Annotated in this window: 27 protein-coding genes, 1 tRNA gene and 1 pseudogene; 17 read left to right on the forward strand and 12 right to left on the reverse strand. The window is 61.8% G+C overall.

Annotation, left to right across the window (positions count from 1 at the left end; translation table 11 throughout):
* Positions 1-322 precede the first annotated feature (322 nt).
* The gene (chpT, locus tag IVB22_RS24075) at positions 323-970 is read right to left on the reverse strand and encodes a histidine phosphotransferase ChpT (RefSeq protein ID WP_247519742.1); all 648 of its coding nucleotides are present in this window, start codon (positions 968-970) and stop codon (positions 323-325) included.
* Between the two features lie 150 nt (positions 971-1,120).
* On the opposite strand from chpT, the gene cysQ reads away from it, so the two are divergent.
* Positions 1,121-1,945, forward strand: coding sequence for a 3'(2'),5'-bisphosphate nucleotidase CysQ (gene cysQ / locus IVB22_RS24080; protein WP_247519743.1), 825 nt, complete (start codon positions 1,121-1,123; stop codon positions 1,943-1,945).
* 10 nt (positions 1,946-1,955) lie between these two features.
* Here the strand turns inward: cysQ and IVB22_RS24085 are convergent, their stop codons facing one another.
* On the reverse strand, positions 1,956-2,462 hold the full coding sequence (locus IVB22_RS24085; protein WP_247519786.1) for a YHS domain-containing (seleno)protein: 507 nt from the start codon (positions 2,460-2,462) through the stop codon (positions 1,956-1,958).
* Between the two features lie 222 nt (positions 2,463-2,684).
* Here IVB22_RS24085 and IVB22_RS24090 point away from each other — a divergent pair, with 222 nt between their 5' ends.
* From IVB22_RS24090 to IVB22_RS24100, 3 genes are all read left to right on the forward strand, one after another.
* Positions 2,685-3,314 carry a DUF1134 domain-containing protein gene (locus IVB22_RS24090; RefSeq protein ID WP_247519744.1) on the forward strand — a complete coding sequence of 210 codons (630 nt, stop codon included), beginning with the start codon at positions 2,685-2,687 and terminating at the stop codon, positions 3,312-3,314.
* A 128-nt stretch (positions 3,315-3,442) separates the two neighbouring features.
* Entirely contained in the window at positions 3,443-4,726 is a 1,284-nt protein-coding gene (locus IVB22_RS24095; protein ID WP_247519745.1) for a hypothetical protein, read from the forward strand.
* A 115-nt stretch (positions 4,727-4,841) separates the two neighbouring features.
* Positions 4,842-4,916, forward strand: a tRNA-Val gene (locus IVB22_RS24100).
* A gap of 174 nt (positions 4,917-5,090) precedes the next feature.
* On the opposite strand, the gene IVB22_RS24105 is transcribed toward IVB22_RS24100, so the two are convergent.
* The 7 genes from IVB22_RS24105 to IVB22_RS24135 all read right to left on the reverse strand — a co-directional run bounded on the left by IVB22_RS24105 (position 5,091) and on the right by IVB22_RS24135 (position 9,855).
* Positions 5,091-5,315: a hypothetical protein gene (locus IVB22_RS24105; RefSeq protein ID WP_247519746.1), complete on the reverse strand. Its 225-nt coding sequence runs from the start codon at positions 5,313-5,315 to the stop codon at positions 5,091-5,093.
* 174 nt (positions 5,316-5,489) lie between these two features.
* A complete protein-coding gene (locus tag IVB22_RS24110; protein WP_247519747.1) occupies positions 5,490-5,669 on the reverse strand; it encodes a hypothetical protein in 180 nt (59 codons plus the stop codon).
* 198 nt (positions 5,670-5,867) lie between these two features.
* Entirely contained in the window at positions 5,868-6,008 is a 141-nt protein-coding gene (locus IVB22_RS24115) for a hypothetical protein (protein WP_247519748.1), read from the reverse strand.
* Positions 6,009-6,123: 115 nt separating this feature from the next.
* Positions 6,124-6,303 carry a hypothetical protein gene (locus IVB22_RS24120; RefSeq protein WP_141686714.1) on the reverse strand — a complete coding sequence of 60 codons (180 nt, stop codon included), beginning with the start codon at positions 6,301-6,303 and terminating at the stop codon, positions 6,124-6,126.
* A 112-nt stretch (positions 6,304-6,415) separates the two neighbouring features.
* Positions 6,416-7,738 (reverse strand): M20/M25/M40 family metallo-hydrolase, encoded by a 1,323-nt coding sequence (locus tag IVB22_RS24125; RefSeq protein ID WP_247519749.1) that lies wholly within the window; start codon positions 7,736-7,738, stop codon positions 6,416-6,418.
* Between the two features lie 17 nt (positions 7,739-7,755).
* The gene (locus tag IVB22_RS24130) at positions 7,756-8,271 is read right to left on the reverse strand and encodes a hypothetical protein (protein WP_247519750.1); all 516 of its coding nucleotides are present in this window, start codon (positions 8,269-8,271) and stop codon (positions 7,756-7,758) included.
* Positions 8,272-8,307: 36 nt separating this feature from the next.
* A complete protein-coding gene (locus IVB22_RS24135; protein ID WP_247519751.1) occupies positions 8,308-9,855 on the reverse strand; it encodes an acetolactate synthase large subunit in 1,548 nt (515 codons plus the stop codon).
* Positions 9,856-10,078: 223 nt separating this feature from the next.
* Here IVB22_RS24135 and IVB22_RS24140 point away from each other — a divergent pair, with 223 nt between their 5' ends.
* The 3 genes from IVB22_RS24140 to IVB22_RS24150 all read left to right on the forward strand — a co-directional run bounded on the left by IVB22_RS24140 (position 10,079) and on the right by IVB22_RS24150 (position 12,893).
* Positions 10,079-10,675, forward strand: coding sequence for a L,D-transpeptidase (locus IVB22_RS24140; RefSeq protein ID WP_247519752.1), 597 nt, complete (start codon positions 10,079-10,081; stop codon positions 10,673-10,675).
* A gap of 88 nt (positions 10,676-10,763) precedes the next feature.
* The gene (locus IVB22_RS24145) at positions 10,764-11,573 is read left to right on the forward strand and encodes a DUF2927 domain-containing protein (protein WP_247519753.1); all 810 of its coding nucleotides are present in this window, start codon (positions 10,764-10,766) and stop codon (positions 11,571-11,573) included.
* A 321-nt stretch (positions 11,574-11,894) separates the two neighbouring features.
* Positions 11,895-12,893: a LysR family transcriptional regulator gene (locus IVB22_RS24150; RefSeq protein WP_247519754.1), complete on the forward strand. Its 999-nt coding sequence runs from the start codon at positions 11,895-11,897 to the stop codon at positions 12,891-12,893.
* A gap of 100 nt (positions 12,894-12,993) precedes the next feature.
* Here IVB22_RS24150 and IVB22_RS24155 read toward each other — a convergent pair.
* From IVB22_RS24155 to IVB22_RS24165, 3 genes and pseudogenes are all read right to left on the reverse strand, one after another.
* Positions 12,994-14,082 (reverse strand): annotated as a pseudogene (locus tag IVB22_RS24155) (M48 family metallopeptidase); the annotation flags it as partial.
* A gap of 18 nt (positions 14,083-14,100) precedes the next feature.
* A complete protein-coding gene (locus IVB22_RS24160; protein ID WP_249805336.1) occupies positions 14,101-15,252 on the reverse strand; it encodes a DUF898 family protein in 1,152 nt (383 codons plus the stop codon).
* A gap of 154 nt (positions 15,253-15,406) precedes the next feature.
* Positions 15,407-16,579: an isovaleryl-CoA dehydrogenase gene (locus IVB22_RS24165; protein ID WP_247519757.1), complete on the reverse strand. Its 1,173-nt coding sequence runs from the start codon at positions 16,577-16,579 to the stop codon at positions 15,407-15,409.
* Between the two features lie 222 nt (positions 16,580-16,801).
* Here IVB22_RS24165 and IVB22_RS24170 point away from each other — a divergent pair, with 222 nt between their 5' ends.
* The 10 genes from IVB22_RS24170 (at position 16,802) to IVB22_RS24215 (ending at position 26,126) form a co-directional block, all read left to right on the forward strand.
* Positions 16,802-18,073: a cytochrome P450 gene (locus IVB22_RS24170; protein ID WP_247519758.1), complete on the forward strand. Its 1,272-nt coding sequence runs from the start codon at positions 16,802-16,804 to the stop codon at positions 18,071-18,073.
* A gap of 38 nt (positions 18,074-18,111) precedes the next feature.
* A complete protein-coding gene (locus tag IVB22_RS24175; protein ID WP_247519759.1) occupies positions 18,112-19,386 on the forward strand; it encodes a cytochrome P450 in 1,275 nt (424 codons plus the stop codon).
* Positions 19,383-19,835 (forward strand): PaaI family thioesterase, encoded by a 453-nt coding sequence (locus IVB22_RS24180; protein WP_247519760.1) that lies wholly within the window; start codon positions 19,383-19,385, stop codon positions 19,833-19,835. The genes IVB22_RS24175 and IVB22_RS24180 overlap by 4 nt, the downstream gene beginning before the upstream one ends.
* Positions 19,836-20,247: 412 nt before the next feature.
* Entirely contained in the window at positions 20,248-21,702 is a 1,455-nt protein-coding gene (locus IVB22_RS24185; protein ID WP_374207640.1) for an FAD-dependent monooxygenase, read from the forward strand.
* 46 nt (positions 21,703-21,748) lie between these two features.
* Entirely contained in the window at positions 21,749-22,069 is a 321-nt protein-coding gene (locus IVB22_RS24190) for a helix-turn-helix transcriptional regulator (RefSeq protein ID WP_247519762.1), read from the forward strand.
* Entirely contained in the window at positions 22,066-22,461 is a 396-nt protein-coding gene (locus IVB22_RS24195; protein ID WP_247519763.1) for a VOC family protein, read from the forward strand. The genes IVB22_RS24190 and IVB22_RS24195 overlap by 4 nt, the downstream gene beginning before the upstream one ends.
* 461 nt (positions 22,462-22,922) lie before the next feature.
* Positions 22,923-23,282 carry a VOC family protein gene (locus IVB22_RS24200; RefSeq protein WP_247519764.1) on the forward strand — a complete coding sequence of 120 codons (360 nt, stop codon included), beginning with the start codon at positions 22,923-22,925 and terminating at the stop codon, positions 23,280-23,282.
* Positions 23,283-23,404: 122 nt separating this feature from the next.
* Complete coding sequence (locus tag IVB22_RS24205) at positions 23,405-24,604, forward strand: adenylate/guanylate cyclase domain-containing protein (RefSeq protein ID WP_247519765.1); 1,200 nt, start codon at positions 23,405-23,407, stop codon at positions 24,602-24,604.
* A 296-nt stretch (positions 24,605-24,900) separates the two neighbouring features.
* Entirely contained in the window at positions 24,901-25,134 is a 234-nt protein-coding gene (locus tag IVB22_RS24210; protein WP_247519766.1) for a hypothetical protein, read from the forward strand.
* 83 nt (positions 25,135-25,217) lie between these two features.
* Positions 25,218-26,126 (forward strand): complex I NDUFA9 subunit family protein, encoded by a 909-nt coding sequence (locus IVB22_RS24215; RefSeq protein ID WP_247519767.1) that lies wholly within the window; start codon positions 25,218-25,220, stop codon positions 26,124-26,126.
* Positions 26,127-26,315: the final 189 nt, after the last annotated feature.

The raw sequence follows: 26,315 nt of genomic DNA on the forward strand, positions 1-26,315 counted from the left end.
GACCAGGCGGAAGATGTTATCCAGGATCTTCGCGTCGCTCGGGTCCTGCTCGAACCGCACCAACTGATTGTCGACCGTATCCAGGCTCTCGCTGGTTTCGGTCAAAAACTCCCGCAACAAATCATCCATGAAACTGGCCTTCGTACGCACCGGCACGCGACATCGACGTGCCTTACGGAACGAGGCCAGCTTCTATGCAAAGCGTTTAATATTGGTTGCTCAAATGGAAAAGAACGGGATCAACAAAGAGATAAGACGGCAGAAATGAATTCTGCCGACTGTTTTCAACGCTTGGTTAACCATGTTTGCACGTTGGCGCGCTTCAGGCCGCGGTAACGACCACCTTTTCCCCATCGGGCGCCAGCGTCACGCTCAGCCCGCAGGCCTGCGCCAACAGCCGCGTATAGTAAGGCTGCACCGCGTGCGCATCGACTGATGCCGTCGAACTCGCGCTCAGGAGATCGGCGATGTTCTGCGGCAGGCGGGCGTTCAGGCCGGCCGACGTCACGCGAAAACTCATCGTCTCGCCGTCGCCGATCGGATCGATCGTCAGCGTACCGCCGCGCGGGATCGTCTGCTGCGCAATGATCAGCATGTTCAACAGCAGCTTGACGCGGTTCTTCGGCAGCAACAGCCGCGGCAGATTCCAGGTGATGGTGATCTTGCCGTCCTCGATGTGCCCGCGCGCCATGGTCTGGGCATCGCCGAGATCGATCTGCGCGCCCGCCGATCCCGCAGCGCCAAACGCCAGGCGGCAGAACTGCAATCGTGCGGAAGCGGTCTTGGCGCTCTTGCGGATCAGATCGAGCGCGAAATCGCGGTCTTCGGGCTTCGGGTTGTCGTCAAGCACCTCAAGCCCATTGACGATGGCGCCAACCGGGCTGATGAGATCGTGACATACTCGCGAACACAACAGCGCCGCGAGTTCGAGGGCATCGGGAGCCGGACCGGGAGACGAAGTGCCAGACATCATGGGTTCCTGGAAAGCCGCCTGGTCGCAAATTGCTGGCGGGCAGTTACGAATCACGCGTGCTTGTCGGTTTGATACACTGCGCAGCCCCCTGCTGCCAGCATGGGGCGGCAATGGTAAGGCACGACGAACAGCAAATAGGCCCAGCTCATGAATGAGGCACCTCCGCCCGCGCTCGACTGCGATACCGCCGCGGCGCTGATCGAACCGCTGACCGACATCGTGATCCGGGCCGGCGCTGCCATCCTTGCCGTCAACCGTTCCGCCATGAAGGTCGACGGCAAGACTGACGGATCGCCGGTAACGGAGGCCGATCTGGCGGCCGACCGAATCATTGCCGAGGGCCTTGCCCAGGTGGCACCCGACATTCCGTCGCTGTCGGAAGAGCGCGTCCAGCCGGATGCACAGCCCCTCAAAGAGAGCTTTTTCCTGGTCGACCCGCTCGACGGCACCAAGGAATTCGTCGCCGGCCGCAACGAATTCACCGTCAATCTGGCGCTGGTGACCAACGGAACGCCGCTGCTCGGCATCATCTGCGCGCCCGCGCTCGGGCTGATCTGGCGCGGCATTGTCGGTCGCGGTGCGGAACGGCTGACGCTTGGCAACGGCAAACCGCTGATCGAGCCGGTTCGCACCCGCCCTTGCCGGCCGCCCGGCCAACCATGGACGGTCGCGGTCAGCCGCTCGCATGGCGATGCCAGGACCGAAGCCTTCATTGCGGCAAGGCCCGGCGCAGTACGGTGCGAGCTCGGCTCGGCGGTCAAGTTCGGCCGGGTCGCCGAAGGGGCGGTCGATATCTATCCGCGGCTGTCGCCGACCTCGGAATGGGACGTGGCGGCCGGCCACGCGGTCGTCGCGGCCGCCGGCGGCCGGATCACGGATTCAAGCGGCGCGGCGCTGGTTTTTGGCACCGGGCGGAAGGATTTTATCGTTCCGGAATTCATCGCCTGGGGCGATCCGAAAGCGGCAGTTTGAGTTTTCGCAACTACTGCGCCAACCCCTGCACCAGCACCGACCAGCGCGCGCGCGCGTCTTGCAGGAAACGCGCGGGCTCCGCGGCGAACGCATCGCGGTTTTCCTCGCGGCCGAACAGATAGAGCCGCTGACCCGCGACCACCCAAAAGCGCGGGTTGCCCGCATAGGTTACGCCTCGTCCCAGATCGACCGGGTCATAGCCGCCGAACTGGGGCCCGTAGATTTCCGGATGCGCCACGAAAGAGGCGCGGTTGCCCTGGTTGCGAAAACGCCAGACGGCGCCGGCTTCGCGGGCCTCGAAGTCGGGCAACCCTTGGGCTGCCATGGATTCCGTGAAATAGGCGACGGGATCGAAGCCCTCGATGGCGAGCCCGGAATAGCGGTTCACCACCACGCGCTCGGTGGTCGAGGCCTGCGCGGTGAAATCAAGGCTGAGCGCAGCAAAAAAGCCCGCCAATAAGGCAAAAAGGGCTATTCCGGGGCGCGAACCGTATCTTTCCTGCCGTTGTGCCGTCATTGTCTGAATTGATACCAATTGAACCGTTGATTTTCCTTGGCCGATGGCAGGAAGCCTGAAACGGTGGATTTGTGCCGTCATATCGAAGCGAAAATGCCGTTGTGCCGTCATAGTTGGTGCCGATAACATGCGAGTCGAGGGGACACTGGGCGCAACCTAGAGCCATGCTTGTTGGCGTCAGGTTAAGGCGGCGGCCAGAATTTCGATGCCAGGGGTTCTTTCATGACGTTTGCTTCACGCCTTGCCGCGGTGACGTTTGCCGCGCTGATGTGCTGGACCGTGCCGGCTTCCGCACAGCAGCCGCAGCAGGCACCGTATCCGCAGCAGCAGCCGGCACCCTATCCGCCGCCGCAACGCCAGGCGGGGCCCGAGACGTTTGGACCCGACGAACTGGTTTCGGCCGGGCACAAGTTCTTCGGCAACGTCTCGCGCGGACTGGCGTCCGTCATCGAGCGCGCGGTCAGCCAATGGGGCCTTCCCAACGGCTATGTGCTCGGCGAGGAAGGCTCGGGCGCTTTTGTGGCTGGCCTGCGGTATGGCGAAGGCACGCTCTACACCAAGAACGCCGGCGACTTGCGGGTCTACTGGCAGGGACCGTCGGTCGGTTTCGACTGGGGCGGCGACGGCGCGCGCACCATGACGCTGGTCTACAACCTGCCCGCCACCAACGCGATCTATCAGCGCTTCGTCGGCATCGACGGCTCCGCCTATATCGTCGGCGGCTTCGGCATGACCGCGCTGACTGCCAACAACATCGTGCTGGTGCCGATCCGCTCCGGCATCGGCTTAAGGCTCGGCGCCAATGTCGGCTATCTCAAATTTACCCCACGCGCGACCTGGAACCCGTTCTGAGCGCATTTCCAGATATCCACACGCATCTCGTCCCGCCGATTCAGGTTAACGCGGCAACGGGCTGGCCTTTGGCCGGGCTGGCGTGGCAATGTGATTAACGAATCCTTGTCTGTGTGGAGTGACCATCCATGATCGAGCCGATCATGTATCTGGCGATCGGTTTTCTGGTCTCCATGCTATTCGGTCTGATGATCGTGCCGCTGGTGCATAACCGTGCGGTACGGCTGACGACGCGGCGGCTCGAGGCGGCGACGCCGCTGTCGATGGCCGAGATCCAGGCCGACAAGGACCAGTTGCGCGCGGAATTCGCGATGTCGGCGCGGCGGCTCGAAATGAACGTCGAGCAGCTCAAGAACAAGACCACGAGCCAGCTCGCCGAACTCGGCAAGAAGAGCGACGCGATCAACCGCATGAAGATCGAGCTCGGCGAAAAGAACGCCACGATCTTTTCGCTCGAAGCGCGCGAGAAGGCGGTGAAGGAGCAGTTGCGCGCCACCGAAGAGGAATTCGCGGCCAAGACCGAACTGCTGCGCAACGCAGAAAAGGCGCTGACCGACAAGCAGGGCGAACTCGCCAGGATCAATCACGAATTGAATGATCGCTCGATGACAGCGGACAACCGCCAGGTCGAGCTGGTCGCGGTGCGCACGCAAATCGAGCAACTGAAGGGCCGGGTCGGCGACGCCGAGAAGGAATTTTCGACGACGCAGGCTCGCCTCGCCCAGGAGCGCGCCGACTCCGAGCGCGCGACGCACGAACTGAGCGAAGCGCGCAGCCGCGTCGAAAATTTGAGCCAGCGCGTCACCGATCTCGACCGACAATTGATCGTCCAGGTCAAGGAAGCCGAGATGCTCGGCAGCCGCGTCAACGACCTCGAAGCGCGGCTGGCGACGCAAGGCAAGCTGCTCGCCGAACGCGAATACGAAAACAATCAGCTCAGGCAGACCACTACGGCCGCCGAGCGCATCATGACGGATTTGCGCAACGAAGTCGCGACGCTGTCGGGCGGCGGCAGTTCGGCGGCGATCGAGAAATTGCGCACCGAGAAAGCCGCTGTCGAGGAGCAGCTTCGTATCGCCCGCGGCGAGCGCGCCAAGCTGCAGCGTGACATCAACGCCATCCAGCAGCAGGCCGAAAGCTCCTGGGCGACCGAGCGGATGGAAAACGCGCTGCTGCGCGAGCGCATCAACGACATCGCCGCCGAGGTCGCCAAGCTGGCCATGCAGCTCGAGGGCCCGAATTCGGCGATCGAGGCGATGCTGGCGGCGGAACCGGACGTGCCGAAAACCCCGGCCAAGCCCGCCAACGACGTCACGGGCGCCGCAGCCGTCTCGGAAGGCGGCGGGACGCTCGCCGAACGCATCCGCGCGCTCCAGTCGCACGCTTCGCGGGCCCGCCAGCAAGGGGCGTAGTTCTCCCAGCCTCGCGCGAAATCGCGACGTTGCGGCCCGACTGATCGCTTGACACCAGGGGCCCGTACTTCGTAAATCGCGGGCTCTGACGGGCTTATTGTTCGCCCAAAATCCCGGACGCATAGCTCAGCGGGAGAGCGTTCCCTTCACACGGGAGAGGTCCAAGGTTCGATCCCTTGTGCGTCCACCATTCAAAGCCCCGCAATGCGGGGCTTTTGCATTTTGGCAGAAGGGCTTGACCAGATCGCGATAGCAATCAGCGAAAATCTGTGAACGGCATCTCGTCGAATGTCTGATCGCGGTAGGTGCGCATTCGGCGACCCCCAACCGCCCCGTTCGCCTGGCGGGGTGAGCGCCGACCGCATTATCGGCGCGCCAGGATGACACCGATCAGGAATGCAATTGCCAATGAGTGGATGGGCGCCTCGCGCGTAGCCGAGATCAAACTGTCGAGCCACCTCGGACGAGGCGTGACTTCATCCGCGAGGTCCTGAGACATGCTGCGAATGGCATCCACGGCGTTGTCTATCCTTTGCTCGGCGTCGGCGGTCGGCACGGGAGTGGGAATGGGAATGTCGTCGTTTGTCATGAACGCTTGAACGCGCCAACGTTGACCGAGTTCCTACGCCAAAGGACCACCAGAGTTACCCGGACCCCTTCGCCCTTAGGCAAGGCGTTCAGCGCGCTGCGATCCCGCCGCACGATAAACCGCCAAGTTGCCGCGATCATCGATAACGCCATGCGAAGCGCTAGAAGCGCCCAATCAGGACGGTCGCTGGGACATCATGGAGGCCGCTTTGGCAATGAGCCACTTTCGCTCTTCCTCCGAATATTGATCCCATGGTCGTAACGAGTGCTCAAACAGCTGGGCTATCTCGTCAAACTGTTCGCGGGCATTGAGCAGCTCAAGCAGCTCTGAAATTTCTGGATCAATATCGTTCACGGGAAAATCTCGAAGGCGCGCAATCGCCATCGGGCCTGATCGCAGATCGATATGAGCGTAAAAAGACGATTTCAGCGCAAACTTGTGAAACGAGCGCGGCTTCTTTGTGAGTGGACCGCCAATAGATGGTGAGCCTTGTTCGCAAAGGTGACCTGTCGTGACCGGCGGCAAGCGGGTCGCGCAGAGATAAAGTTCAGGTCAGATCCCCAGCACCCAGATCGCGACGATGGTGCCTAGCGTCGCAAGGCCGCTGATCGTCCATCCGGTTGCGTAGGAGATTTCGTCGTCGCCGGTGCCGCGCATCGCGTCGGGGCCGGTGCTTGCTGACCGCCACTGCATGGCATTGCTCCAGAAAGCCTGCCTGCAGGGATAACGTCGGTCCGGGTTCCCGGTTCCGTTCTAATTTGGCAGCCAGTCAGCAGAGGCCGCCAGATCGGTCTTCACACGCCGGTCGTCACACGAAGGAAAGCCGCCGCGCGTCGGCCGGTGCGATTTCGTTTTCGTCGCCGACGATGATGGTGACTTTCCACCCCTCGCTGGCCCAGACCCGCGCCTTGGCAACCGCCACCAGCATGCTGCTTCGGTCCATCCTGACGGTCTCGTCCTTGCGTTCCGCCACGATCCTGTACGCCATGCCACACCCCCTACGCACGTAGAACTACTGGGGAACGATGTTCCGCTACCGCTTTGGCCGCAATGGGCCGACAATTTGTCCAATCGGGGGCATGGTTAACGGCCTTCAGGCCCTATTTGGCGGCTTTTCGCACCAGAAGCGCCGGTTTTGTCACCCCATCCAGCCCGGTCAGGATCAAGACCGTCAAAAGCGCGTTCTGCGGGCCGTACCAGGCGTTGACCGGCTTGTACCATTCGTTGCGCGAGTGCCAGTTGCCGCCCTCCCCGCCGCCGCCGATGGTGACGGCCGGGATGCCGAGCGACATCGCGATGTTGGAATCGGTCGAGGAGCCGGCAAAGGTCGGCCGCGGACCGCGGGTGACGGCCGAAACCGCGCGCTGGGTGGCCTGCACGATCGGTGAATCCATCGCGACGATGCCCGCCGGCCGGTCGCCGATCAGCCTGGCTTCCACCGTCATCTTGTCCGATTTCCAGCGCGCGTTTTCATCCGCCACCGCCTCCTTGACGAGGTCGAGCAGCCGCGCCTCGAGCTTGAGCAGTTCGTCGGTCGCGTTCGAGCGCATGTCGACGGTCATCCGCGCTTCCGCGGCGATGGCGTTGACCGAGGTGCCGCCGTTCACGGTGCCGACGGTGAACGTGGTCTTGGGATCGGATGGCGGTTGCAACTCCCCGATTTTCGCAATCGCCCGGCCCATAGCATGGATCGCGCTCGGCAAGCCGAACTCCTGGAACGAGTGCCCGCCGGGGCCCTTGAAGGTGAACTCGTAGCGATGGCTGCCGGTCGCCTGGTTGACAACGCGGGTAATGCCGAGCCCGTCGATCGAAATGAAACCGTCGATATCGGCGTGATCGCGGAACAGCGCCTTCACGCCGCGGAGATTGCCCAGTTCCTCCTCGCCAACCGTGCCGACGAACATGATGTCGCCGACGGTCGCGATCTGGTTTTCATTCATCACCTTGATCAGCGACAGCATCGCCGCAAGCCCGCGTGAATCGTCGCCGATGCCTGGAGCTACGATGGCGCCGTCCTTCTCCTTCACGGTGACGTCGGTGCCTTCGGGAAACACCGTGTCCAGATGCGCCGACACCACGAGCTTCGGCCTGCCGCCGCCGGTCCCTTTGCGCAACGCGATCACATTGCCTTCGGCATCGATCGAAGCATCCTTGAAGCCGAGTTCCTGCATCCGCTTCTGATAATATTCGGCGCGGATTTTTTCCTTGAACGGCGGCGCGGGGATTTCGGTAATGCGCTTCTGCTCGGCAAAGGTCCGCTCGTCGTCGGCCTTGATGTCGTCGAGCGCCTTGACGATCTTGGGATGGGCGAGGATGGCCTCGAAGTCGGGCGCGGAAGCCGCCTGCGCGCGAACCTCGTGCACCAGCGTGTGCTGCGCGAAGGCGACAAGGGCGATGGCCAGGATCGATCGAGTGAGTGTCATCAGTAGATCTCCGTTCGCTATCCTGCGCTTAAGCCCGCATCCTTCAGCCGCGCCGCGAACCAGCCGGACAAAGCCTGGTCGTGAACGCCGCTGGTATAGACTTCCGACGTCGTGACCTGCGTCTTGCCGAGCGTCAGGAGCACGCCGATCCAGTAGGCGAACCATAAATGCGGATCGGTCAGCGCCCGCAGCTTGTGCTGGTCATGGTCGAGCGGCTGATGATTGGCCGATTTCCGCACCTCGACCGCGAGCAGGTTATTGGGAATGGCGCGCTGGTGCACCACGATATCGGGATAGATGGATTTGGCGAGGTGATCGTCGGTCGAGACGATCGTTCCGTGCGGCAGCCGCAGCGTGCGATCGCCCAGCCGGTCGTATTCGCAATCGATCTCCCAGCCCGGGAACTGCTTTTCGAACTGAACAGCCAGCCGGTGCGTCAACGCGCGCTCGCCGGCCTCCCTTTCGAGCAGAAAGGCTTCGCACGCATAGAACTCGTGAAGTGCGGTGATGACCTTGTTCAGTTCGGTCTGCATGACGCCTCCCACGAAGGCGAGCGGGTAGCCGTCGCCTTACATCTGCACTTCGATCAGCCGCGGGCCCGGTTCGGCGATCGCTTCCGCCAGCGCCTTGACGAAATCGTCGGCATTGGCAACCGCGCGGCCCGGCACGCCCATGCCCTTGGCAAGGGCTACGAAGTCGAGGTCGGGGCGGTCGATCTTGAGCATGTCGAGCGCGCGCTGTCCCGGCTCGCCGGCGCCGACGCCGTCGAACTCTCCACGCAATATCTGGTAGATCTTGTTTGCAAATACAATCGTGACGACGTTGAGGCCTTCGCGCGCCTGCGTCCACAGCGATTGCAGCGTGTACATCGCGCTGCCATCGCCGACCATGCAGATCACCTTGCGGTCGGGGCACGCCACCGCGGCGCCCGTCGCGACCGGTGTCGAGAAGCCAATCGAGCCGCCCATGTTCTGCAGCCAGTCGTGCGGGGCGGCGGCCGCCGTCGGCGGAAAGAAGCCGCGGCCGGTGGTGACGGATTCATCGACCATGATGGCGTTTTCCGGGATCGCCATCGCAATCGCCTGCGCGATCGAGGCATGCGTCAGCGCGCCGGTCGGTTTTGCGAGTTCGACCAGCTTCTGCGGCTGCCGGTCGGACGGCTGCGCGTGAAGCGCGCCGGCCAACGCTTCCAGCGCAGCTACGGAATTTTCGGCGCCGGAGGTCATGCGATGCACCTCGCAGCCCTGGGGCTTGAGCATGCTCGGCTTGTTCGGATAGGCGAAGAACGCGACGGGATCGTTGGCCTCGACCAGCACGATGTTCTTAAAATCTTTCAGGATCGGCAGCGCCTGCTCGATCACGTAAGGGATGCGGTCGATCGCGAAGCGGCCCTTGCCGCGCGCCATGCGCGGATTGTAGGTCTGGCCCATCACCTTGCAGCCGGTCTTGCCCGCGATCTGGGCGGCCAGCGCCAGCCCGTGCTCGGTGAGCGCGCTGCCGGTCATCAGCAGCAGCGTCGACGCGCCGCCGTTGCGCAACAGCTTGGCGGCATGGTCCACGGCCTGCGCGGAATAATTGGCGCGCTGAGTTTCCGCCGGAACCTGCGCGATGCCGTCGGCCTCGTTCCAGGCGGTATCGGCGGGCAGGATCAGGGTTGCGATCTGCGCCGGCGCGCTTTTCGCCGCGGCAATCGCGGCAGCGCCATCGGCGGAAACGGATTTTGCATCCGGCGAGGTCCGAACCCAGGATGACATCGGCCGCGCCAGCCCCTCGATGTCGGAGGTCAGCGGGGCGTTGTAGCCGATGTGATAGGTCGCATGCTGGCCGACGATGTTGACGATGCCGGAATTGGCCTTCTTGGCGTTGTGCAGATTGGCCAAGCCATTGGCGAGGCCGGGGCCGAGATGAAGCAAGGTCGACGCCGGCGTGCCCTTCATGCGGTAATAGCCGTCGGCGGCCCCCGTTACCACGCCTTCGAACAGGCCGAGCACGCAGCGCATCCCCTCGACCCGGTCCAGTGCGGCGACGAAATGCATCTCCGAGGTGCCGGGATTGGTAAAGCAGACATCCACGCCGCCTGCGACCAATGTCCGCACCAGACTTTCCGCACCATTCATGGTCCCGTTCCCCGTCGCGCTTGTTCTTAAGAGCCGCTGACGATCAATCATTGTTCGCACGTTTCGTCAAAGGTTTAGGGAACAATGCAGCCATCGCTTGGGGGGTGTTGTCTTTTTTAACCGCGGTGCTTGAAAATGGCTGTAGTCACGGCCTCGTTGCTTGCACGATCGCCGCAATTATGGCCTGTCTCCAGCATATTGAGATTTTTTCACGAGGAAGAAAATGACCCGGGCTTTTGCTTTTCTGTTTGCGGCGGTGGTGGTGCTGGCGGGAGCCGGCCACGCACAGGCCCAGCAATTCTTCTTCTTTGACGACTCCCGCGACATCATGGGCGGCGGCCCCGGTTTCTTCCGACCCGGCATGCCCGGCGGATCGAGCCCTATTCCGCGCACCACCGTGATGTTTAACGGCAATTACGCGCCCGGTACGATTTACATCAGCACCGCCGAGCGCAGGCTCTATCTCGTGCTCGGTAACGGCCAGGCAATTCGCTATGGCATCGGTGTCGGCCGGGACGGCTTCCGCTGGGGTGGAACCCACCGCATTTCCGCGAAGAAGGAATGGCCGAGCTGGACACCGCCTGCCCAGATGCTGCGGCGGCGGCCGGACCTGCCGCGCCACATGTCGGGCGGCATCGACAATCCGCTCGGCGCGCGCGCAATGTATCTGGGATCGACGCTCTATCGCATCCACGGCTCCAACGAGCCCGAGACGATCGGACAGGCGGTGTCGTCCGGATGTTTCCGCATGACCAATGAGGACGTGACCGATCTCTACAGCCGCGTCCGCGTCGGCACGCCGGTCATCGTCAGGAATTAGGCCGGAACCGGCGTGACCATGCACGCAGGCGCGTGATCGAGGCTTTCAACCCTTGCACGCACGTGCCGATTGCTGCAGCGTCGTTTCAATGCGCACGCCTCGCCGATTGCTGTACCTGCGGACGCTCGCGGCGGCCCTTTGCGCCGTCCCGCTCGGCGAAATCTTCCTGCCGTGCACGGCTTTCGCCGACATTCCCGCCATCGCGCAGCGCCAGCGCACCGAGAAAAAGATATTCACCGACAACGAGATCATCGAAGGCTTTCTGAAGACCGCGTTCGGCGCCGAATATCATCTCGCCGGCCGCGTCGACCGCATCCGCAAATATGACGGGCCGGTGCGGGTGTTTGCCGACGGCACCCGGGCCGACCGCAAGACGCAGCTTGCGAAAATCGTGGCCGACATCGCGTCGCGCGTTCAGCACCTCGACATCGCCATGGCCGGCAGCCTCGAAGACGCCAATGTGCAGGTCAAGCTGGTGCGCGACCGCGACCTCGGCCGCACCATCGCGACCTTCTACGGCAGCGAACGGGCCAAAGAGATTCGCACTTCGCTCGACCCGCAATGCTTGTCGGGCTTTCGCAAGAACGAGAAGTTCGAAATCGAGCATTCCGACGTGATCCTCACCGTCGACAATGGCGACTTCGTATTCTTCGACTGCGCCTATGAGGAATTGCTGCAATCGCTGGGACCGATCAACGATACCGCGAGCGTGCCCTGGACCATGTTCAATGACAACGTCTCGATGGGCTATTTCGACGTCTACGACCAGTATCTCCTGAACCTTCTCTATGATCCCCGGATCAAGCCCGGCATGACCGTGCAGGAGGTCAAGGCGTTGCTGCCGGACGTGCTGGCCGACGTGCGCACCTGGGTGCGCAAGGTCAACAACCTGCCGTAAGTGACGACGCGCCACCCTCACCCGTCATTGCGAGCGAAGCGAAGCAATCCATGGTTCAGCGCACGCGGGGAGATGGATTGTTTCGCTTCGCTCGCAATGACGGTGGAGAATTCGGGCAATTCCCCACTGGCGGCAGTCCCGGCTGAAACCCTTCGTCACGCTCTGCGAATGCCTCCCTCACGCGGTCGCTGAAGTTCCTGGCGACCCCCGCAATCCACCTTTTTCCAGTGACAACGCAAAGTTTTATTGACGAAAGATTGTGACTTCCAAGAGCAAATCCTGTCTAATGAGGTCTATGGGCGCTTCCTATAAGTTTTCCAAATGAACGACCTGCCACGCATCCAGGCCTTGCGCTGCTTCATCACCGTGGCTCGTGAAGGCACGGTGTCGCGCGCGGCCACCTTGCTGCATCTGACCCAGCCTGCCGTCAGCCTGCAATTGAAGGGCCTCGAGGAAAGCACCGGCCTGCAGCTTTTCAACCGGACGCCGGGCGGCTTTACCCTGACCGAAGCGGGCGCCGCCCTGCTGCCGCTGGCGCACCGGACGGTATCGGCCTCGGCGGATTTCAGGACGGCGGCAGATTCCTTGCGAGAGTCGCTGCGGGCAACGCTGCGTGTCGGCACGATCCTGGACCCCGAATCGATCCGGCTGGGCCCGTTCGTGCGAAGCCTCGCCACTTCCTCGAAGAAGACCGAAGTCTTCCTCCGCTACGGCTTCAGCGACGACGTGCTGGCGCAGATCGGCAAGGGCGAACTCGACGTCGGATACTATATCGATGCCACGCCCCCCGAATGCCTTGCGTCGGGGATGCTGCCCGAACGCACCATCGACGATGGAAAGTTCCAGCTCACGGCACTGATGCGCTACGACTACCGCGTGATCGCCCCGCGCGAATGGAGCGACAGGGTGCTGGGAAAGGATTGGGCCGACCTCACCGACCTGCCCTGGATTGCGACGCCGCATGCCTCGGCGCATCGGAGGCTGATCGACGACGTCTTCCGGCCAATGGGGTCATTGCCGAAACGCATCGCCTTCGCCGAGCAGGAAGACGCCATGATCGAGTTCGTCGAAGCCGGCAACGGCCTCAGCCTCGCCCGCGACTGCGTGCTCGACCGCATCACGCGCAAACGGAATTTCGTGATTGCCGACAAGGTGGCGCTGACCTGCGACCTCAGTTTCGCCTGCCTGACGTCGCGGCGCCGCGAGCCGATCATCTCGCAGGCCTTCTCGGCCATGCAGGCGGTATGGGAACTGAAGCCGGGCGACGCAGCGCCCGCGCCGATCGAAGCGGCGAGATCGCGGAAAAGCGCCCGCAGGTAGCCTGATCGGCTCAGATTTTGGTCGGGTCAGACTTGCCCGGATTAGACTTGCCCGGCTCAGATTTGCCCGGCACAGACTTGCCCGGCTCAGACTTGCCATCGCAGATCGATTTCAGCGATCGCCATTCCTCTGATGTCAGCAGCGGCGGCCCGCCGGGCTGCCGGTCTTCCCGGCTCATCCGCGCCAGCCGGTCCTCGCTCAGGGGATGGGTGGAGATGATGGAGAGGCCCTTGGCCTCCTTTCCGGTGACCCGAAGCAGCAATTCTCCGGTCGGCTTCGCCGGGCGGCCCAGCCGGTGCATGACGTCGATGGCAAAACCGTCGGCATTGGTCTCGGCCTCGCGCGAATGGGACGACGTCACCAGCGTGCGCGAGCCGAAGATCAGCGCGCTGGAGCCGGTGATGTCGCCGAACAAGAGGCCGATCAGGAACGACGTGCTGCCGTCGCGGATCAGTCCGCGCATGCTGTCGCGATGCTTGAGATGGCCGAGTTCGTGGGCCAGCACGCCCGCGATTTCGTCGGCGTTCTCGGCCTTCGCCAGCAATCCGTCGAACAGATAGACCTTGCCGCCCGGCAGCGCGAAGGCATTGGGAATCGGACTCGACAGCACGCCCGACTGCACCGAGGTGTCGAGGCCGGCGGATTCGCGAATTGAAGTGACGAGCTTGACGAAGGCCTTCTGCCCGGCAGCATTGTCGCAAACCTTGGCATTGAACATCGTCTTGATCTGGCTGTCGGCGACCTCGCCGAGCCGCCGTTCGAACGCTTCGGGCACCAGCGGCGTGAGGCGATCGGCGATCAGCGGAAGTCCGAACAGCACCACGGCAACGATCGAAACCGCGGCCGCGAGCGACCAGCCGACAATGACGGCAACGCCGCGGCGGCCGGGCGTGTTTTCATCCAGTTTGGTGCAGCGTGCGACCAGTTCGGCCGCAAGCGCGTCGTCGCGAACCTCCAGCCGCGCCAGCGCAAACGCGCTCAGACAGCCGAGGCGCAGCATGCCCGAAGGGCTGTCGGCGCGGCGGATGTCGGCATAGTCCCATGCCGCGAGCGTCTGTTCGTGTTCGACGATTTCGAGGCGGTCGGAAAAATGGAGCGTAACCGCGCGGCGCCGGCTCGACGCCCCGTCGAAATAGGTCGCCGCATTGGCCGGCGGTGTTTTCGGAATCTCTGGCGCGTCGCTATCCATGGCCATCACGTCTTGCCGCTAGAATCCGCCGACATCGAGACCGTCCGCAAACCCTTCGCCGAGCGCGTTGGCCAGATCGCCCCGCGCCGCGACGTTGGCGGCAGCCTCGAGGCCGCTGATGTTGACCGAGCCTAGCACGATCACCCAGAGATCGCGCGTCAGATAGACCCGGATCACGACGTTGAGCGCCAGCGCCAATACCAGATAGCCCAGACCAGTCAGCACCAGCAGCGGAATGCTCCTCATCAATTCCGGCGTCTTGAAGAACTCCGTCAATCCCGCGCCGCTCATGCTGGCGACCAGCACCGCGCACAGGGCCAGATAGACCGCGAAGACAAGCCCAAGCAGGGCCATCCAGCCGATCACTTTCCAGTACAGCCCGATCAATGCGCTCTTCGGCAGCGACGATTCCAGACGCACGCCACCGAACCGGATGCCGGACAGCCACCAGCGCCATTCGATGGCCTTGTAGCCTGCGTAAATGAAAGGGGCGATTGGCATTATATAGAGCGCGATCGGCGTGAGCAGCCACAGCCACCAGCCGCGCTTGAAGAACTCCCAGCCGAGTCCGTCGAAGCTGCCCTGCAGGTCGCCAAAATGGGAATGGCGCATCTTGTAGCGTTCGAGCGCCGCGGCCCGCCATGGCAGGATCAGCCCGAGCGTGAGTATCATCAAAAGGCCCCACAGCGAGGCCTGCAAGGCATAGATCCAGCCCGAGCCGGTCATCCAGAAGCGCACGCCGCGCCATACCGTACGCGTCAGGCGGTAGCGCCGCGCGCGGTAGATGGCGAACTGCCCGAACAGATAGAAGAAGGCGATCAGCGGAATGCTGGCGAACGCCTGATAATGCTCGGCCTCGAGACCGATGAGAAAATAGCCGAGATAGATCGGCACCAGGATCGCGAGCGCGACCAGGAATCCGATCAGCAACTCCTTGCCACGGCCGGTATATTCGGCCGCATCGCCATCGACCAATGTGTTGGACCAGAGATGGCGGCGGATGTCGGTGAGGAGCCAGAATCGATAGAAGCCGAGGGTGACGAGCTCCAGCGCGGCGCCGCGCTTGGCCAGATCAAAGAATTCGCCGCGGCTGCCGGAAAATGCCACCGGCATCGGCGGCGGGACAGGCGTAGGCGGCGGCACGGGCGGCCCCAGCGGGGTCCAACTCATCTGATTCACGGTTCAACTCCAGCGCGAGGGCGGCCGATCAAACCACAAATTTGTCGGCCATTGTGTGACCCAGGTCCCACACGTGAAGCGTATTCGATCGAAGTGGATAGCAAGAATCCGGAGCCTCGGTTCTGATTCAATCAGAACGGACGCTCTACGCCGATTTTTCGAACAGCTCCCGGCCGATCAGCATGCGGCGGATTTCGCTGGTGCCGGCGCCGATCTCATAGAGTTTTGCGTCGCGCAGCAGCCGCCCGGTCGGATAGTCGTTGATGTAGCCGTTGCCGCCGAGCAACTGGATGGCGTCGAGCGCGCATTGGGTCGCTTTCTCGGCCGCATAAAGAATCGCGCCGGCCGCATCCTCGCGCGTGGTCTCGCCGCGGTCGCAGGCTTTTGCCACCGCGTACACATAGGCGCGCGAGGCGTTCATCGTGGTGTACATGTCGGCGATCTTGCCCTGCACCAACTGGAAGGTGCCGATCGGCTCGCCGAACTGCTTGCGCTCGTGGACATAAGGCAGCACCACGTCCATGCAGGCCTGCATGATGCCGATCGGCCCCGCCGCCAGCACCGCGCGCTCGTAATCGAGGCCCGACATCAACACGTTGACGCCGCGGCCGACCTCGCTGAGCACGTTCTCCTCCGGCACTTCGCAGTCTTCGAACACCAGTTCGCAGGTGTCGGAGCCGCGCATGCCGAGCTTGTCCAGTTTCTGCGCGGTGGAAAATCCCTTCATGCCCTTTTCGATGATGAAGGCGGTCATGCCGCGCGGACCGGCGTTGAGATCGGTCTTGGCGTAGACCACCAGCGTATCGGCCACGGGGCCGTTGGTGATCCACATCTTGTTGCCGTTGAGCACGAAGCGGTCGCCCATCTTGTCGGCGCGGGTCTTCATAGAGACCACGTCGCTTCCGGCGCCTGGCTCCGACATCGCGAGCGAACCGACATGCTCGCCCGAGATCAATTTCGGCAGGTATTTGCGCTTCTGCGTTTCATTGCCGTTGCGGCGGATCTGGTTGACGCAGAGGTTGGAATGCGCCCCATACGAGAGGCCGACCGCGGCCGATGCCCGCGACATCTCTTCCACCGCAATGCAGTGCTCGAGATAGCCCAGGCCCGTTCCGCCATACTCCTCCTCGACGGTGATGCCGTGCAGGCCGAGCGCGCCGATCTTCGGCCAGAGGTCGCGCGGAAACTGATTGCTGCGGTCGATTTCGGCGGCGCGCGGCGCGATTTCGTTCTGCGAAAACGAATACACCGTCTCGCGGATCGCATCCGCGGTCTCGCCGAGATCGAAGTTGAACATCCGATGGGCGTTGGGGATCATGGTCGCCTCCCGGCGAATTAAACGTTGTTTCAAACAGACTTAGTCTCCGGAAATGGGCTTGTCACGCGGCGAAATGCACCTGTTTGTCCAAGTCTGGCGGCCGGTGTCGATGCGGCCAAATGAACCCAACTCGTCCTTGCGCCGGCGCACGGCTCGGGATGTAATAGGGTAAAACATCGCCCCTCCGGCATGCTTCGGTGGGGAACAGTCAGGGAGGTGCCCATGCACGGAACCGTCGATCTCGCCGGAGATTCTCATCTGCGCCTCGCGCGCGAAAGGGCTCAGTCGATTCCGCTCGGTGATTTCGACGTCAGCCATCCCGAACTGTTCAAGACCGATTCGTTCTGGCCGTATTTCGACCGGCTGCGCCGGGAAGAACCGGTCCACTACTGCAAGGACAGCATGTTCGGGCCGTATTGGTCGGTGACCAAGTACAACGACATCATGGACATCGAGACCAACCACGCGGTGTTCTCGTCGGCGGCGTCGCTCGGCGGCATCACCATCCGCGACGTCGCGCCGGACCTGCGCCGCGAGAGTTTCATCGCCATGGACCAGCCGCGCCACTCCGCGCAGCGCAAGACCGTGGCGCCGATGTTCACGCCGACGCATCTGGATCAGCTCGCGATCAACATCCGCAAGCGTTCGGCCGAATGCCTCGACAACCTTCCGAAGAACGACGTGTTCGACTGGGTCGACCAGGTCTCGATCGAGCTCACCACGCAGATGCTCGCGGTGCTGTTCGACTTCCCCTGGGAAGACCGCCGCAAGCTGACGCGCTGGTCCGATGTCGCGACCACCCTTCCCGGCTCCGGCGGCCTCGTCGCCACGGAGGAAGAACGCCAGGCCGAACTGATGGAATGCGCGACCTACTTTGCCAGGCTCTGGAAAGAGCGCATCAGCCAGCCGCCGAAGAGCGACCTGCTGTCGATGATGGCGCATAGCGACGCCACCCGCGACATGGACCCGAAGAATTTTCTCGGCAATCTGATCCTGCTGATCGTGGGCGGCAACGACACCACCCGCAACACGCTGTCGGGCAGCATCTACGCGCTGAACAAGAATCCGGATCAATATCGCAAGTTGCGCGACAATCACGAGCTGATCGACAGTTTCGTGCCGGAAGTAATCCGCTGGCAGACGCCGCTGGCGCATATGCGCCGCACCGCGCTCGAAGACATCGAGTTCCGCGGCAAACAGATCAAGAAGGGTGACAAGGTCGTGATGTGGTACGTTTCGGGCAACCGCGACGAGGACGTGATCGAACGTCCCTACGACTTCATCATTGACCGCGCTCGGCCGCGCACCCACGTTTCCTTCGGTTTTGGCATCCACCGTTGCGTCGGAATCCGGCTGGCCGAGCTACAACTAAAGATTATATGGGAAGAAATCCTCAAGCGATTCGAGAATATTGAGGTGGTCGGCGAACCCAAGCGGGTGTATTCGAGTTTTGTCAAAGGCTACGAGACCCTGCCGGTCCGGATCGCCGGCTAAGCCTTGGCAGCCAGCCCTATCACCTGGGATGATCGAAAATGAACGTCCAGACCGCCGTCAGAGCCGACAAGAAAGAGCTTCTGCGCGCCGCGCGCGAGGAGGCCTATTCGACGCCGCTCAGGGACTTTCATCCCGGTGCGCCAAGGCTGTTCCAGAACGACACGCTGTGGCCGTGGTTCGAGCGGCTGCGCAAGGAAGAGCCGGTGCATTACTGCACCAACTCGCCGATCGAGCCCTATTGGTCGGTCACCAAGTACAACGACATCATGCATGTCGATACCAACCACGGCATGTTCTCTTCCGACTCGACGCTCGGCGGCATCTCGATCCGTGACGTGCCGCCCGGCTATGACTATCCGAGCTTCATCGCCATGGATCAGCCGCGGCACTCGGCGCAGCGTAAGACGGTGTCGCCGATGTTCACGCCGACACATCTGGATGAGCTGGCGAAACTGATCCGCGAGCGTTCGCAAAAGGTGCTGGATGACCTGCCGCGCAACGAGACCTTCAACTTCGTCGAGCGCGTCTCGATCGAATTGACCACGCAGATGCTGGCGACGTTGTTCGATTTCCCCTGGGAGGAGCGCCGCAAGCTGACGCGCTGGTCCGACGTCTCGACCGCGCTGCCCAAGAGCGGCGTCGTGGAATCGCCCGAACAGCGGCGCCAGGAGATGGACGAATGCTACGCCTATTTCTCCAAACTCTGGAACGAGCGCGTCAATGCGCCGCCGCGCAACGATTTGCTGTCGATGATGGCGCATAGCGACGCGACACGGCACATGGATCCCGACAACCTGATGGGCAACATCATCCTGTTGATCGTCGGCGGCAACGACACCACCCGCAACACCATGAGCGGCTCGGTGCTGGCGCTGAATGAGCACCCGGATCAATATCAGAAGCTGCGTGAAAATCCTGCGCTGATCGACACCATGGTGCCGGAAGTGATCCGCTGGCAGACGCCGCTCGCCCATATGCGCCGAACCGCACTGGTCGATACCGAGATCGGCGGCAAGAAGATCAAAAAGGGCGACCGCGTCGTGATGTGGTACGTCTCGGGCAACCGCGACGAGGAAGGCATCGAGCGTCCCGACGAATTCATCATCGACCGCGCCCGGCCCCGCACCCATCTTTCTTTCGGCTTCGGCATCCACCGCTGCGTCGGCATGCGGCTCGCCGAGTTGCAGCTCAAGATCGTGTGGCAGGAAATGCTGAAGCGCTTCGACCGCATCGAAGTGGTGGGCGAGCCGAAGCGGGTCTATTCGAGCTTCGTGCGCGGCATCGAGCAGCTGCCGGTGCGCATTCCGGCATGAGTGGCGGCGAACTTAATCCGCCCGAGCTTGCGGAAGCCATCAACGCCAAGGGCTTCATGGCCGCGGCGGGTTTCCGCATCGTGGCCATCAAGCCCGGGCATGCCGAAATCGCCTTGGCGCGCCGGGACGACCTCTTGCAGTTCTTTGGCCATTTTCACGGCGGCATGATCACAGCCTTGGCCGATCACGCCGCCGGGATAGCCATCACTTCGAGCCTGCCCAGGGGCAAGATCGGCGTCACCATCGAGCTCAAGGTCAACTTCCTCAGCCCCGCCGACGGCATCGAACTCATCGCCCGCGCCAAAACCCTGAAGATGTCGGGGTCGATCGGCGTTGCCACCGTCGAGGTCTTTTCCAGAAGCGAGACCTCCGAGACGCTGTGCGCGTTCGGCACCTCCACGATGCGCGCAATGGATTTACCGGGCGAGTTGCTGCAGCTCCGGGCGTGAACCCGCAAATCCCGAATGGACTGTGCGAACCCAAAAAGAAAAGCCGCTCCGAGAGCGGCTCTCTAATCCAGGCCTATGCACGCCCTAGCTTCGGGACTTCCGCCATCCTGCCGCATGGGCATCCGCCTCAGAGCAAAACCATCGCTCGCCTGAAAGCCAATCGATCCGGGTTTCGGCGTAATACTCTTGTCCCGGTGTGTGATAGATGCGCGCGCCAGTGCTCTTGCAACGCTCCGCGGAAAGAAAGCAGAATACCAATCTCCCCACACTGATATGTAGCGCGCAAGGGGCTTGCTTCAAGACCCCGGGCATCCCGTAAAACGCCGGCCGAAGCCAATTGCTACGGAGGGACGAAATGGGTGCGGCAAAGATCAAACACGCGGTGGTTATCGTCGGCGGAGGTCCGACGGGAATGATGCTGGCCGGCGAACTCGCGTTGGCGGGCGTCGACGCCGCCATTGTCGAGCGGCGCGCCAGCCAGGAACTCGCCGGCTCGCGCGCCGGCGGCCTGCACGCGCGCACGATCGAGGTGCTCGATCAGCGTGGCATCGCCGAGCGGTTCCTCTCGAAGGGACAGGTGGCGCAGGTGGCGGCGTTTGCCGGGGTCGCTTTGGACATCAGCGACTTTCCCACCAGGCACAATTACGGGCTCGGGCTGTGGCAGAACCACATCGAACGTATCCTGGCCGGCTGGGTCGGGGAGCTGGCGGTCACGATCCATCGCGAACGTGAGGTGACCGGTATCGCGCAGGACGACACCGGCGTGGATGTCGAGCTGTCCGACGGAGAGAAGCTGCGGGCGGATTATGTCGTCGGTTGCGACGGAGGACGCAGCCTGATCCGCAAGGCAGCCAGCATCGAGTTTCCGGGATGGGATCCGACCGTCAGCAACCTGATCGCCGAAGTCGAGGTGGCCGAGGAGCCGAAATGGGGCATGCACCGCAATGCCTTTGGCGTCCATGGCTTCGGCCGGGTGGAGTACGAGATCCGCGACGGCGAAGTGGTCTACATGGATCGAGGCCCGATACGGGTCATGGTGACCGAACGGCACGTCGGGCCCGCCGGCGAACCGACCCTGCGCGATCTCAGCGAGGCGCTCATCGTCGTCTACGGGACCGATTACGGGATCCACAGTCCGACGTGGATTTCGAGATTCACCGATATGGCTCGGCAGGCAGCTTCCTACCGCAAGGGACGCGTGGTGCTGGCCGGCGACGCCGCACACGTGCATTACCCGGCGGGCGGACAGGGCCTCAACCTCGGTGTGCAGGACGCGGTGAACCTGGGGTGGAAGCTGGCCCAGGTCGTCAACAAGACGTCGCCGGAAAGCCTCCTTGATACGTACCATGCCGAGCGGCACCCGATCGCTGCCATCGTGTTGCGCAACACGATGGCGCAAGTCGCGCTGCTCCGCACGGACGACCGTACCAACGCCCTGCGCGAGACCATCTCCGGGCTTCTCGTCATGGACGAGCCTCGCAAACGATTGGCCGCTGACATGTCTGGTCTCGGCATTCATTACGAGATCGGCGACGGACATCCGCTGCTCGGACGCCGCATGCCCGATCTCGACCTCGTCACTGCCAACGGCCCGCTGCGAGTCTTCACACTGCTGCACGATGCCCGGCCGGTGCTGCTCAATCTCGGTGAGCCCGGCGGCCTCGACATCACGCCATGGGCGGATCGGGTTCAGGTTGTCGACGCCAAATACGTTGGTCAGTGGGAGCTTCCGGAGCTTGGCGCAGTCCCTGCTCCCGACGCCGTGTTGATCCGGCCCGATGGATATGTGGCTTGGGTGGGTAATTCAGCCCAGTTGGGACTCGCTGACGCGCTCACCATCTGGTTCGGACAGCCTGCCGCGGCGTAGTCGCACAGGTTTTCCCGCGCAGCTTGACATGCAGTAAAATTACTGCATGTTATTTGGCGTGGATGACGACCAGCTCGACAATGTCTTCAAGGCGCTCGGTGATCCCTTGCGCCGGCGCATCCTTGATCGCCTGGCAAAGCGTCCCGGGCAGTCGTTGTTTGAGATCTGCGCTTCGTCGTTTGCGGAGGATGGCAGGAGCCTGTCGCGACAAACGATCTCGCAGCACCTCGACATGCTGGAGAGGGCTGGGCTTGTTCAGACGCATTGGAGCGGCCGCACCAAAATGCATACGTTCGACAATGCGCCCCTGCGGAAGGCAGCCGCGGCCTGGTTCAACAAGCATCTGAAAAAAGGGAGTGCGACATGAGGATCTACGTCATGAGCGTTTTGGTCGACGATCAGGCCAAAGCCCTGGATTTCTACACGGAGAAGCTGGGCTTCATCGTCAAGCACGATATCCCGATGGGCGCGCACCGCTGGTTGACCGTCGTGTCGAAGGAGGCACCGGAAGGAACCGAACTCCTGCTTGAGCCGAGTGAGCACCCTGCCGCCGGGCCATTTAAATCTGCGCTCGTGAACGACGGGATTCCTGCCGTGTCCTTCAAGGTGGATGATCTCAACAAGGAGTTCGAGCGACTGCGCCAGCTTGGTGTCGAATTCACAGTAGAGCCGATGGATGCAGGCACGGTCAGAATGGCCGTCTTTGACGATACATGCGGCAATCTCATCCAGCTCGTCGAAATGGTCGAGGGACGGTAGAAGCTTCAATACTGGTTTACTCCCTTCCGCGCGCAATTTGTCTGCGATCGAATCAAGCCGTTGTTTGCGCGCGCGGTGGCACTTCAGGCATTGGAGCCGCGCGTCTTCACAAGCCACACCAAGGCAATAGCCAATATACCAGTGCCGATTACAAGCCAAAGTGAGGCTTGTCTGCCTGTTAACGTATAGGCGATCAAGAAGCACATAAACCACATTGCGCCGACAGCCGGAACGATAGAGCGGAGGTGAGTTAGCGTAAGGGACACTGAAACTACCTTTGATTGTACTTCAGGTGCCACGTATAACGTGTCCGTAATGGTTGAGAAAGCGATATCTGGCAAATTACGGTTGCCAATGGCCATAGCTAGCAATTTATATTCGCGATTTAGTGTTTGCGGCCGCGCGTTACTTTTGGCGGCCGAAGAGTGTCCGCTTCAAGCGAACCGTGATTGGAGGCGTCGATGCGCATACGTTATGTCAGGGTGCTCGTGACCGATCTGGCAGCCGCCAGGAAGTTCTACGCTCAAATTCTGGGATTGAATATACTGTGGGAATACGAGAACAAGGCGATCGGATTTGATCTTGGTGCCGTGTTGATTGTCGAAGACGTGTCTTCAGAGGAAGACATTGAGGAGCGAGACCTTGCAGGCCGCTACGTCGGATGTTCGATAGAAGTTGAGGATATTCAAGCCACGTATTCCGAACTTGTGGCGAAGGGCGTGCATTTTACTGCTCGACCTGAAAAGCAGGAATGGGGTGGCACGCTCGCGCATTTCGAAGACCCTGCCGGAAACGTTTTGACCTTGGTTGGTTCAAGATAGGCCCGCCTCCCTTTTCAGAACCGGTGCGCACAAGCAGATTGCAGCGGACTCCATTGACGCCGTCGAGCGGAGACACGACATATCCAGTACCGTCGATCCAGGTCACTGCCCGGGAGCAAGATATGAACGCGCCGCCAAGCATCAATCCCGCCGCCGCGCATTCTGACAATGACGTTGTGCACTGGCTGACAAACGACACGCGCGACGAGCGCTTCATTGACAATATTTTCGCGGAGCTGTGTCTCCGGCTCCAGCGAGCGGGCATTCCCGTCAAGCGGGCGTCGCTTCATCTCCTGATCTACCATCCGCAGTGGCTCGGCGCCCGGATCATGTGGGCCGACGGGATGCGCGAGGCCGAGCTTGCCAGGGTCGACTACGATGTCAGGGAGCGATCCGAATACATCGGCAGTCCCGCGAACGAAATCCTTGATGGTGCCACCGAGGTGCGCGAGAATCTCGAACGCGATCCGTCGCTGGGCCGCAAGCACGCCATCTATGACGAAATGCGGGCGAAAGGCCTGACCGACTATGTGGCGTGGCCGCTGTACCATACGCTCGGCAAGCGCCATATCGTGACCTTCGCAACCGACCGGCCAGGTGGTTTCGACGACGCGCATATCGCCCGCCTGTCGAAGCTGTTGCCGGTTCTGGCGCTGGTCAGCGAAATCCGCATGAAGAACCGGCTGGCGCGAACGCTGCTGGAAACCTATGTCGGGTCGCATGCCGGCGAGCTGATTCTGGCCGGCGCCACCAGGCGCGGAAGCGGGACGACGGTACGCGCCGCCATCATGATCTGCGATCTGCGTGATTTCACTGGGATTTCCGACAACTGGCCGCGCGATGACGTCATCGATCTTCTCAACGGCTATTTCGACGCGATGTCGGAGCCGATTGCGCGGCATGGCGGGGAAATACTGAAGTTCATCGGCGACGGCCTTCTCGCCATTTTTCCGCTCAGCCATCCTCAAGCCTGCGCCAATCTGCTGCGTGCCGTGACGGAGGCCCGTCAGGCCATGGTTGCCCTGAACGAAAAGAACAGCGAAACCGGCCGTGCGCCACTGAATTACGGCATCGGCGTCCACGTCGGAGACGTCATGTACGGCAATATCGGCTCGCGCAGCCGGCTCGACTTCACCGTCATCGGTCCTGCGGTCAACATGGCTTCGCGCCTCGAAACCCTCACCAAACAATTGGGAAGAACCGTGCTGCTGTCCCGCGCGTTCGCCGACTTCGTCGAAACCGATTTCGATCTCGAACACGTCGGCGAATATCCGGTGCGCGGCTTCAACGACCCAATCGAGCTGTTCGCGTATCACGGCTGAATGCCGATGCTGTCGCTGGGTGCCGGGCCGCCCCCAAGGGCGCGAACTCATTCGAGCAAGCCTGCGCCGTCCTATACAATTGCGACATGACTGCTGTAACGCTCGCCCAGGAACAATTAGTGAACTCGGCCGTTTTCAGCGCGAGGAGACAGTCATGAGTAACAAAGAAAGCGCTGCCAACATTCGTAAGTCCCCCGACGATTGCAGGAGGAAATCTCGCCGCCGGCAGTTCAACGCTCCAGGTTGGGCAAGGGCTGTTCGAGCTCGCACCCCCGCGCGGCGTGAAGGAGGAAAAAATGGCGACATGCGAAACCTGCGGCAATGACTACGACAAGGCGTTTCAGGTTGTGATGAACGGCAAAGCGCACACGTTCGATAGTTTCGAGTGCGCAATTCATGCCTTGGCGCCGACATGCCAGCATTGTGGAACGCGCATCGTCGGACACGGCTTGGAAAAGGCTGGCACCTATTATTGCTGCGACCACTGCGCTCAAAAAGAAGGTGTGACCGATCTTCGCGATCGCTCATGAAGCCAAGGAGGAAACCTTTCGCGCGGGCGTGAGGCCGAGGCGGTGCGGACCATCCAGTCGAGTTGCGGTCGGGTTGAACCAGGATGACTAGCCGAACAGTGACTGTCTTCGGTGCTACCGGTTTTTTGGGCCGGCGCATCGTCCAGCACCTTTTGGACCACGGTTTCGAGGTCAGGGCTGCGTCACGGCATCCAGAGCGGAGAGCTCAGGTCTTTCGCGATAGGTCATCGAAACTGGAGATTGTTAGAGCCGATGTCAGCGACGATAGATCGGTGATTAGCGCTGTGGCTGGCGCTTTCGCTGTCGTCAACGCCGTAAGTCTCTATGTCGAGCGCGGTAGCGACACGTTTCGTTCCGTGCATGTCGAAGCTGCCGCGAGAGTGGCAAAATGTTCACGTGGATCAGATGTGCAGCGCTTGGTCCATGTTTCCGGAATTGGCGCCGATGCGCAGTCGCACTCGTCCTACATTCGAAGCCGAGGCGAGGGCGAGTCCGCAATACGGACTGCGTTCTCCGAGGCGACGATTATCCGTCCTGCAGTAATGTTTGGGCCGGATGACGCATTTCTAATCCCGCTCATGAAGATGCTGCGGATGTTTCCAGTCTTTCCGATGTTCGGACGCGGTCAGACTGCACTTCAGCCCTCGTATGTGGAAGACGCTGGGGAGGCGATTGTGCGCTGTTTGGACGCCCCAGAGCCGGGAATGACGTACGAGTTAGCCGGTCCCAACACCTATACTTACAAGGAATTGCTTCAGACGATGTGCAATTACTTGCATATCCGGCGCGTCCTCGCGCCAATGCCCATTAGCGTGTGGAAGATGCTCGCTTTTGCCGCTGAATTCTTACCTGCTTCTCCTGTCACATCGAACCAGGTCGAGCTTATGACCAAGGACAACGTCGCCTCTGGTAGGCATCCCGGTTTTGACGCTCTCGGCATTGAGCCGAGGGACATAGAGGTTGTGCTGGCTTCTGCCAGACGGGGTGATTGAGCCGGAGAACGAATTCTATGGCTGTATTGTTGATTGGATAGGTCTGAAATTAGAGAGATCGAAATTAGAATCCATGAGAGCCCCGGCGTAGAAACCGGAGGCTCTCGAATTACTTTTTGAAATGTTGTCCAGGAACGACCCCGTAGTGGCCGAGTTAAGTCGACAAAACTCACCAGTGAGGGAGACGAA

It is taken from the genome of Bradyrhizobium sp. 190 (assembly GCF_023073415.1).
GTDB lineage: Bacteria > Pseudomonadota > Alphaproteobacteria > Rhizobiales > Xanthobacteraceae > Bradyrhizobium.

Excerpts from the sequence above, each read along its gene's own strand:
- chpT (WP_247519742.1), bottom strand. The coding sequence starts at position 970 with ATGTCTGGCACTTCGTCTCCCGGTCCGGCTCCCGATGCCCTCGAACTC.
- cysQ (WP_247519743.1), top strand. The coding sequence starts at position 1,121 with ATGAATGAGGCACCTCCGCCCGCGCTCGACTGCGATACCGCCGCGGCG.
- IVB22_RS24085 (WP_247519786.1), bottom strand. The coding sequence starts at position 2,462 with ATGACGGCACAACGGCAGGAAAGATACGGTTCGCGCCCCGGAATAGCC.
- IVB22_RS24090 (WP_247519744.1), top strand. The coding sequence starts at position 2,685 with ATGACGTTTGCTTCACGCCTTGCCGCGGTGACGTTTGCCGCGCTGATG.
- IVB22_RS24095 (WP_247519745.1), top strand. The coding sequence starts at position 3,443 with ATGATCGAGCCGATCATGTATCTGGCGATCGGTTTTCTGGTCTCCATG.
- IVB22_RS24105 (WP_247519746.1), bottom strand. The coding sequence starts at position 5,315 with ATGACAAACGACGACATTCCCATTCCCACTCCCGTGCCGACCGCCGAC.
- IVB22_RS24115 (WP_247519748.1), bottom strand. The coding sequence starts at position 6,008 with ATGCAGTGGCGGTCAGCAAGCACCGGCCCCGACGCGATGCGCGGCACC.
- IVB22_RS24120 (WP_141686714.1), bottom strand. The coding sequence starts at position 6,303 with ATGGCGTACAGGATCGTGGCGGAACGCAAGGACGAGACCGTCAGGATG.
- IVB22_RS24125 (WP_247519749.1), bottom strand. The coding sequence starts at position 7,738 with ATGACACTCACTCGATCGATCCTGGCCATCGCCCTTGTCGCCTTCGCG.
- IVB22_RS24130 (WP_247519750.1), bottom strand. The coding sequence starts at position 8,271 with ATGCAGACCGAACTGAACAAGGTCATCACCGCACTTCACGAGTTCTAT.
- IVB22_RS24135 (WP_247519751.1), bottom strand. The coding sequence starts at position 9,855 with ATGAATGGTGCGGAAAGTCTGGTGCGGACATTGGTCGCAGGCGGCGTG.
- IVB22_RS24140 (WP_247519752.1), top strand. The coding sequence starts at position 10,079 with ATGACCCGGGCTTTTGCTTTTCTGTTTGCGGCGGTGGTGGTGCTGGCG.
- IVB22_RS24145 (WP_247519753.1), top strand. The coding sequence starts at position 10,764 with ATGCGCACGCCTCGCCGATTGCTGTACCTGCGGACGCTCGCGGCGGCC.
- IVB22_RS24150 (WP_247519754.1), top strand. The coding sequence starts at position 11,895 with ATGAACGACCTGCCACGCATCCAGGCCTTGCGCTGCTTCATCACCGTG.
- IVB22_RS24160 (WP_249805336.1), bottom strand. The coding sequence starts at position 15,252 with ATGAGTTGGACCCCGCTGGGGCCGCCCGTGCCGCCGCCTACGCCTGTC.
- IVB22_RS24165 (WP_247519757.1), bottom strand. The coding sequence starts at position 16,579 with ATGATCCCCAACGCCCATCGGATGTTCAACTTCGATCTCGGCGAGACC.
- IVB22_RS24170 (WP_247519758.1), top strand. The coding sequence starts at position 16,802 with ATGCACGGAACCGTCGATCTCGCCGGAGATTCTCATCTGCGCCTCGCG.
- IVB22_RS24175 (WP_247519759.1), top strand. The coding sequence starts at position 18,112 with ATGAACGTCCAGACCGCCGTCAGAGCCGACAAGAAAGAGCTTCTGCGC.
- IVB22_RS24180 (WP_247519760.1), top strand. The coding sequence starts at position 19,383 with ATGAGTGGCGGCGAACTTAATCCGCCCGAGCTTGCGGAAGCCATCAAC.
- IVB22_RS24185 (WP_374207640.1), top strand. The coding sequence starts at position 20,248 with ATGATGCTGGCCGGCGAACTCGCGTTGGCGGGCGTCGACGCCGCCATT.
- IVB22_RS24190 (WP_247519762.1), top strand. The coding sequence starts at position 21,749 with ATGTTATTTGGCGTGGATGACGACCAGCTCGACAATGTCTTCAAGGCG.
- IVB22_RS24195 (WP_247519763.1), top strand. The coding sequence starts at position 22,066 with ATGAGGATCTACGTCATGAGCGTTTTGGTCGACGATCAGGCCAAAGCC.
- IVB22_RS24200 (WP_247519764.1), top strand. The coding sequence starts at position 22,923 with ATGCGCATACGTTATGTCAGGGTGCTCGTGACCGATCTGGCAGCCGCC.
- IVB22_RS24205 (WP_247519765.1), top strand. The coding sequence starts at position 23,405 with ATGAACGCGCCGCCAAGCATCAATCCCGCCGCCGCGCATTCTGACAAT.
- IVB22_RS24210 (WP_247519766.1), top strand. The coding sequence starts at position 24,901 with ATGGCGACATGCGAAACCTGCGGCAATGACTACGACAAGGCGTTTCAG.
- IVB22_RS24215 (WP_247519767.1), top strand. The coding sequence starts at position 25,218 with ATGACTAGCCGAACAGTGACTGTCTTCGGTGCTACCGGTTTTTTGGGC.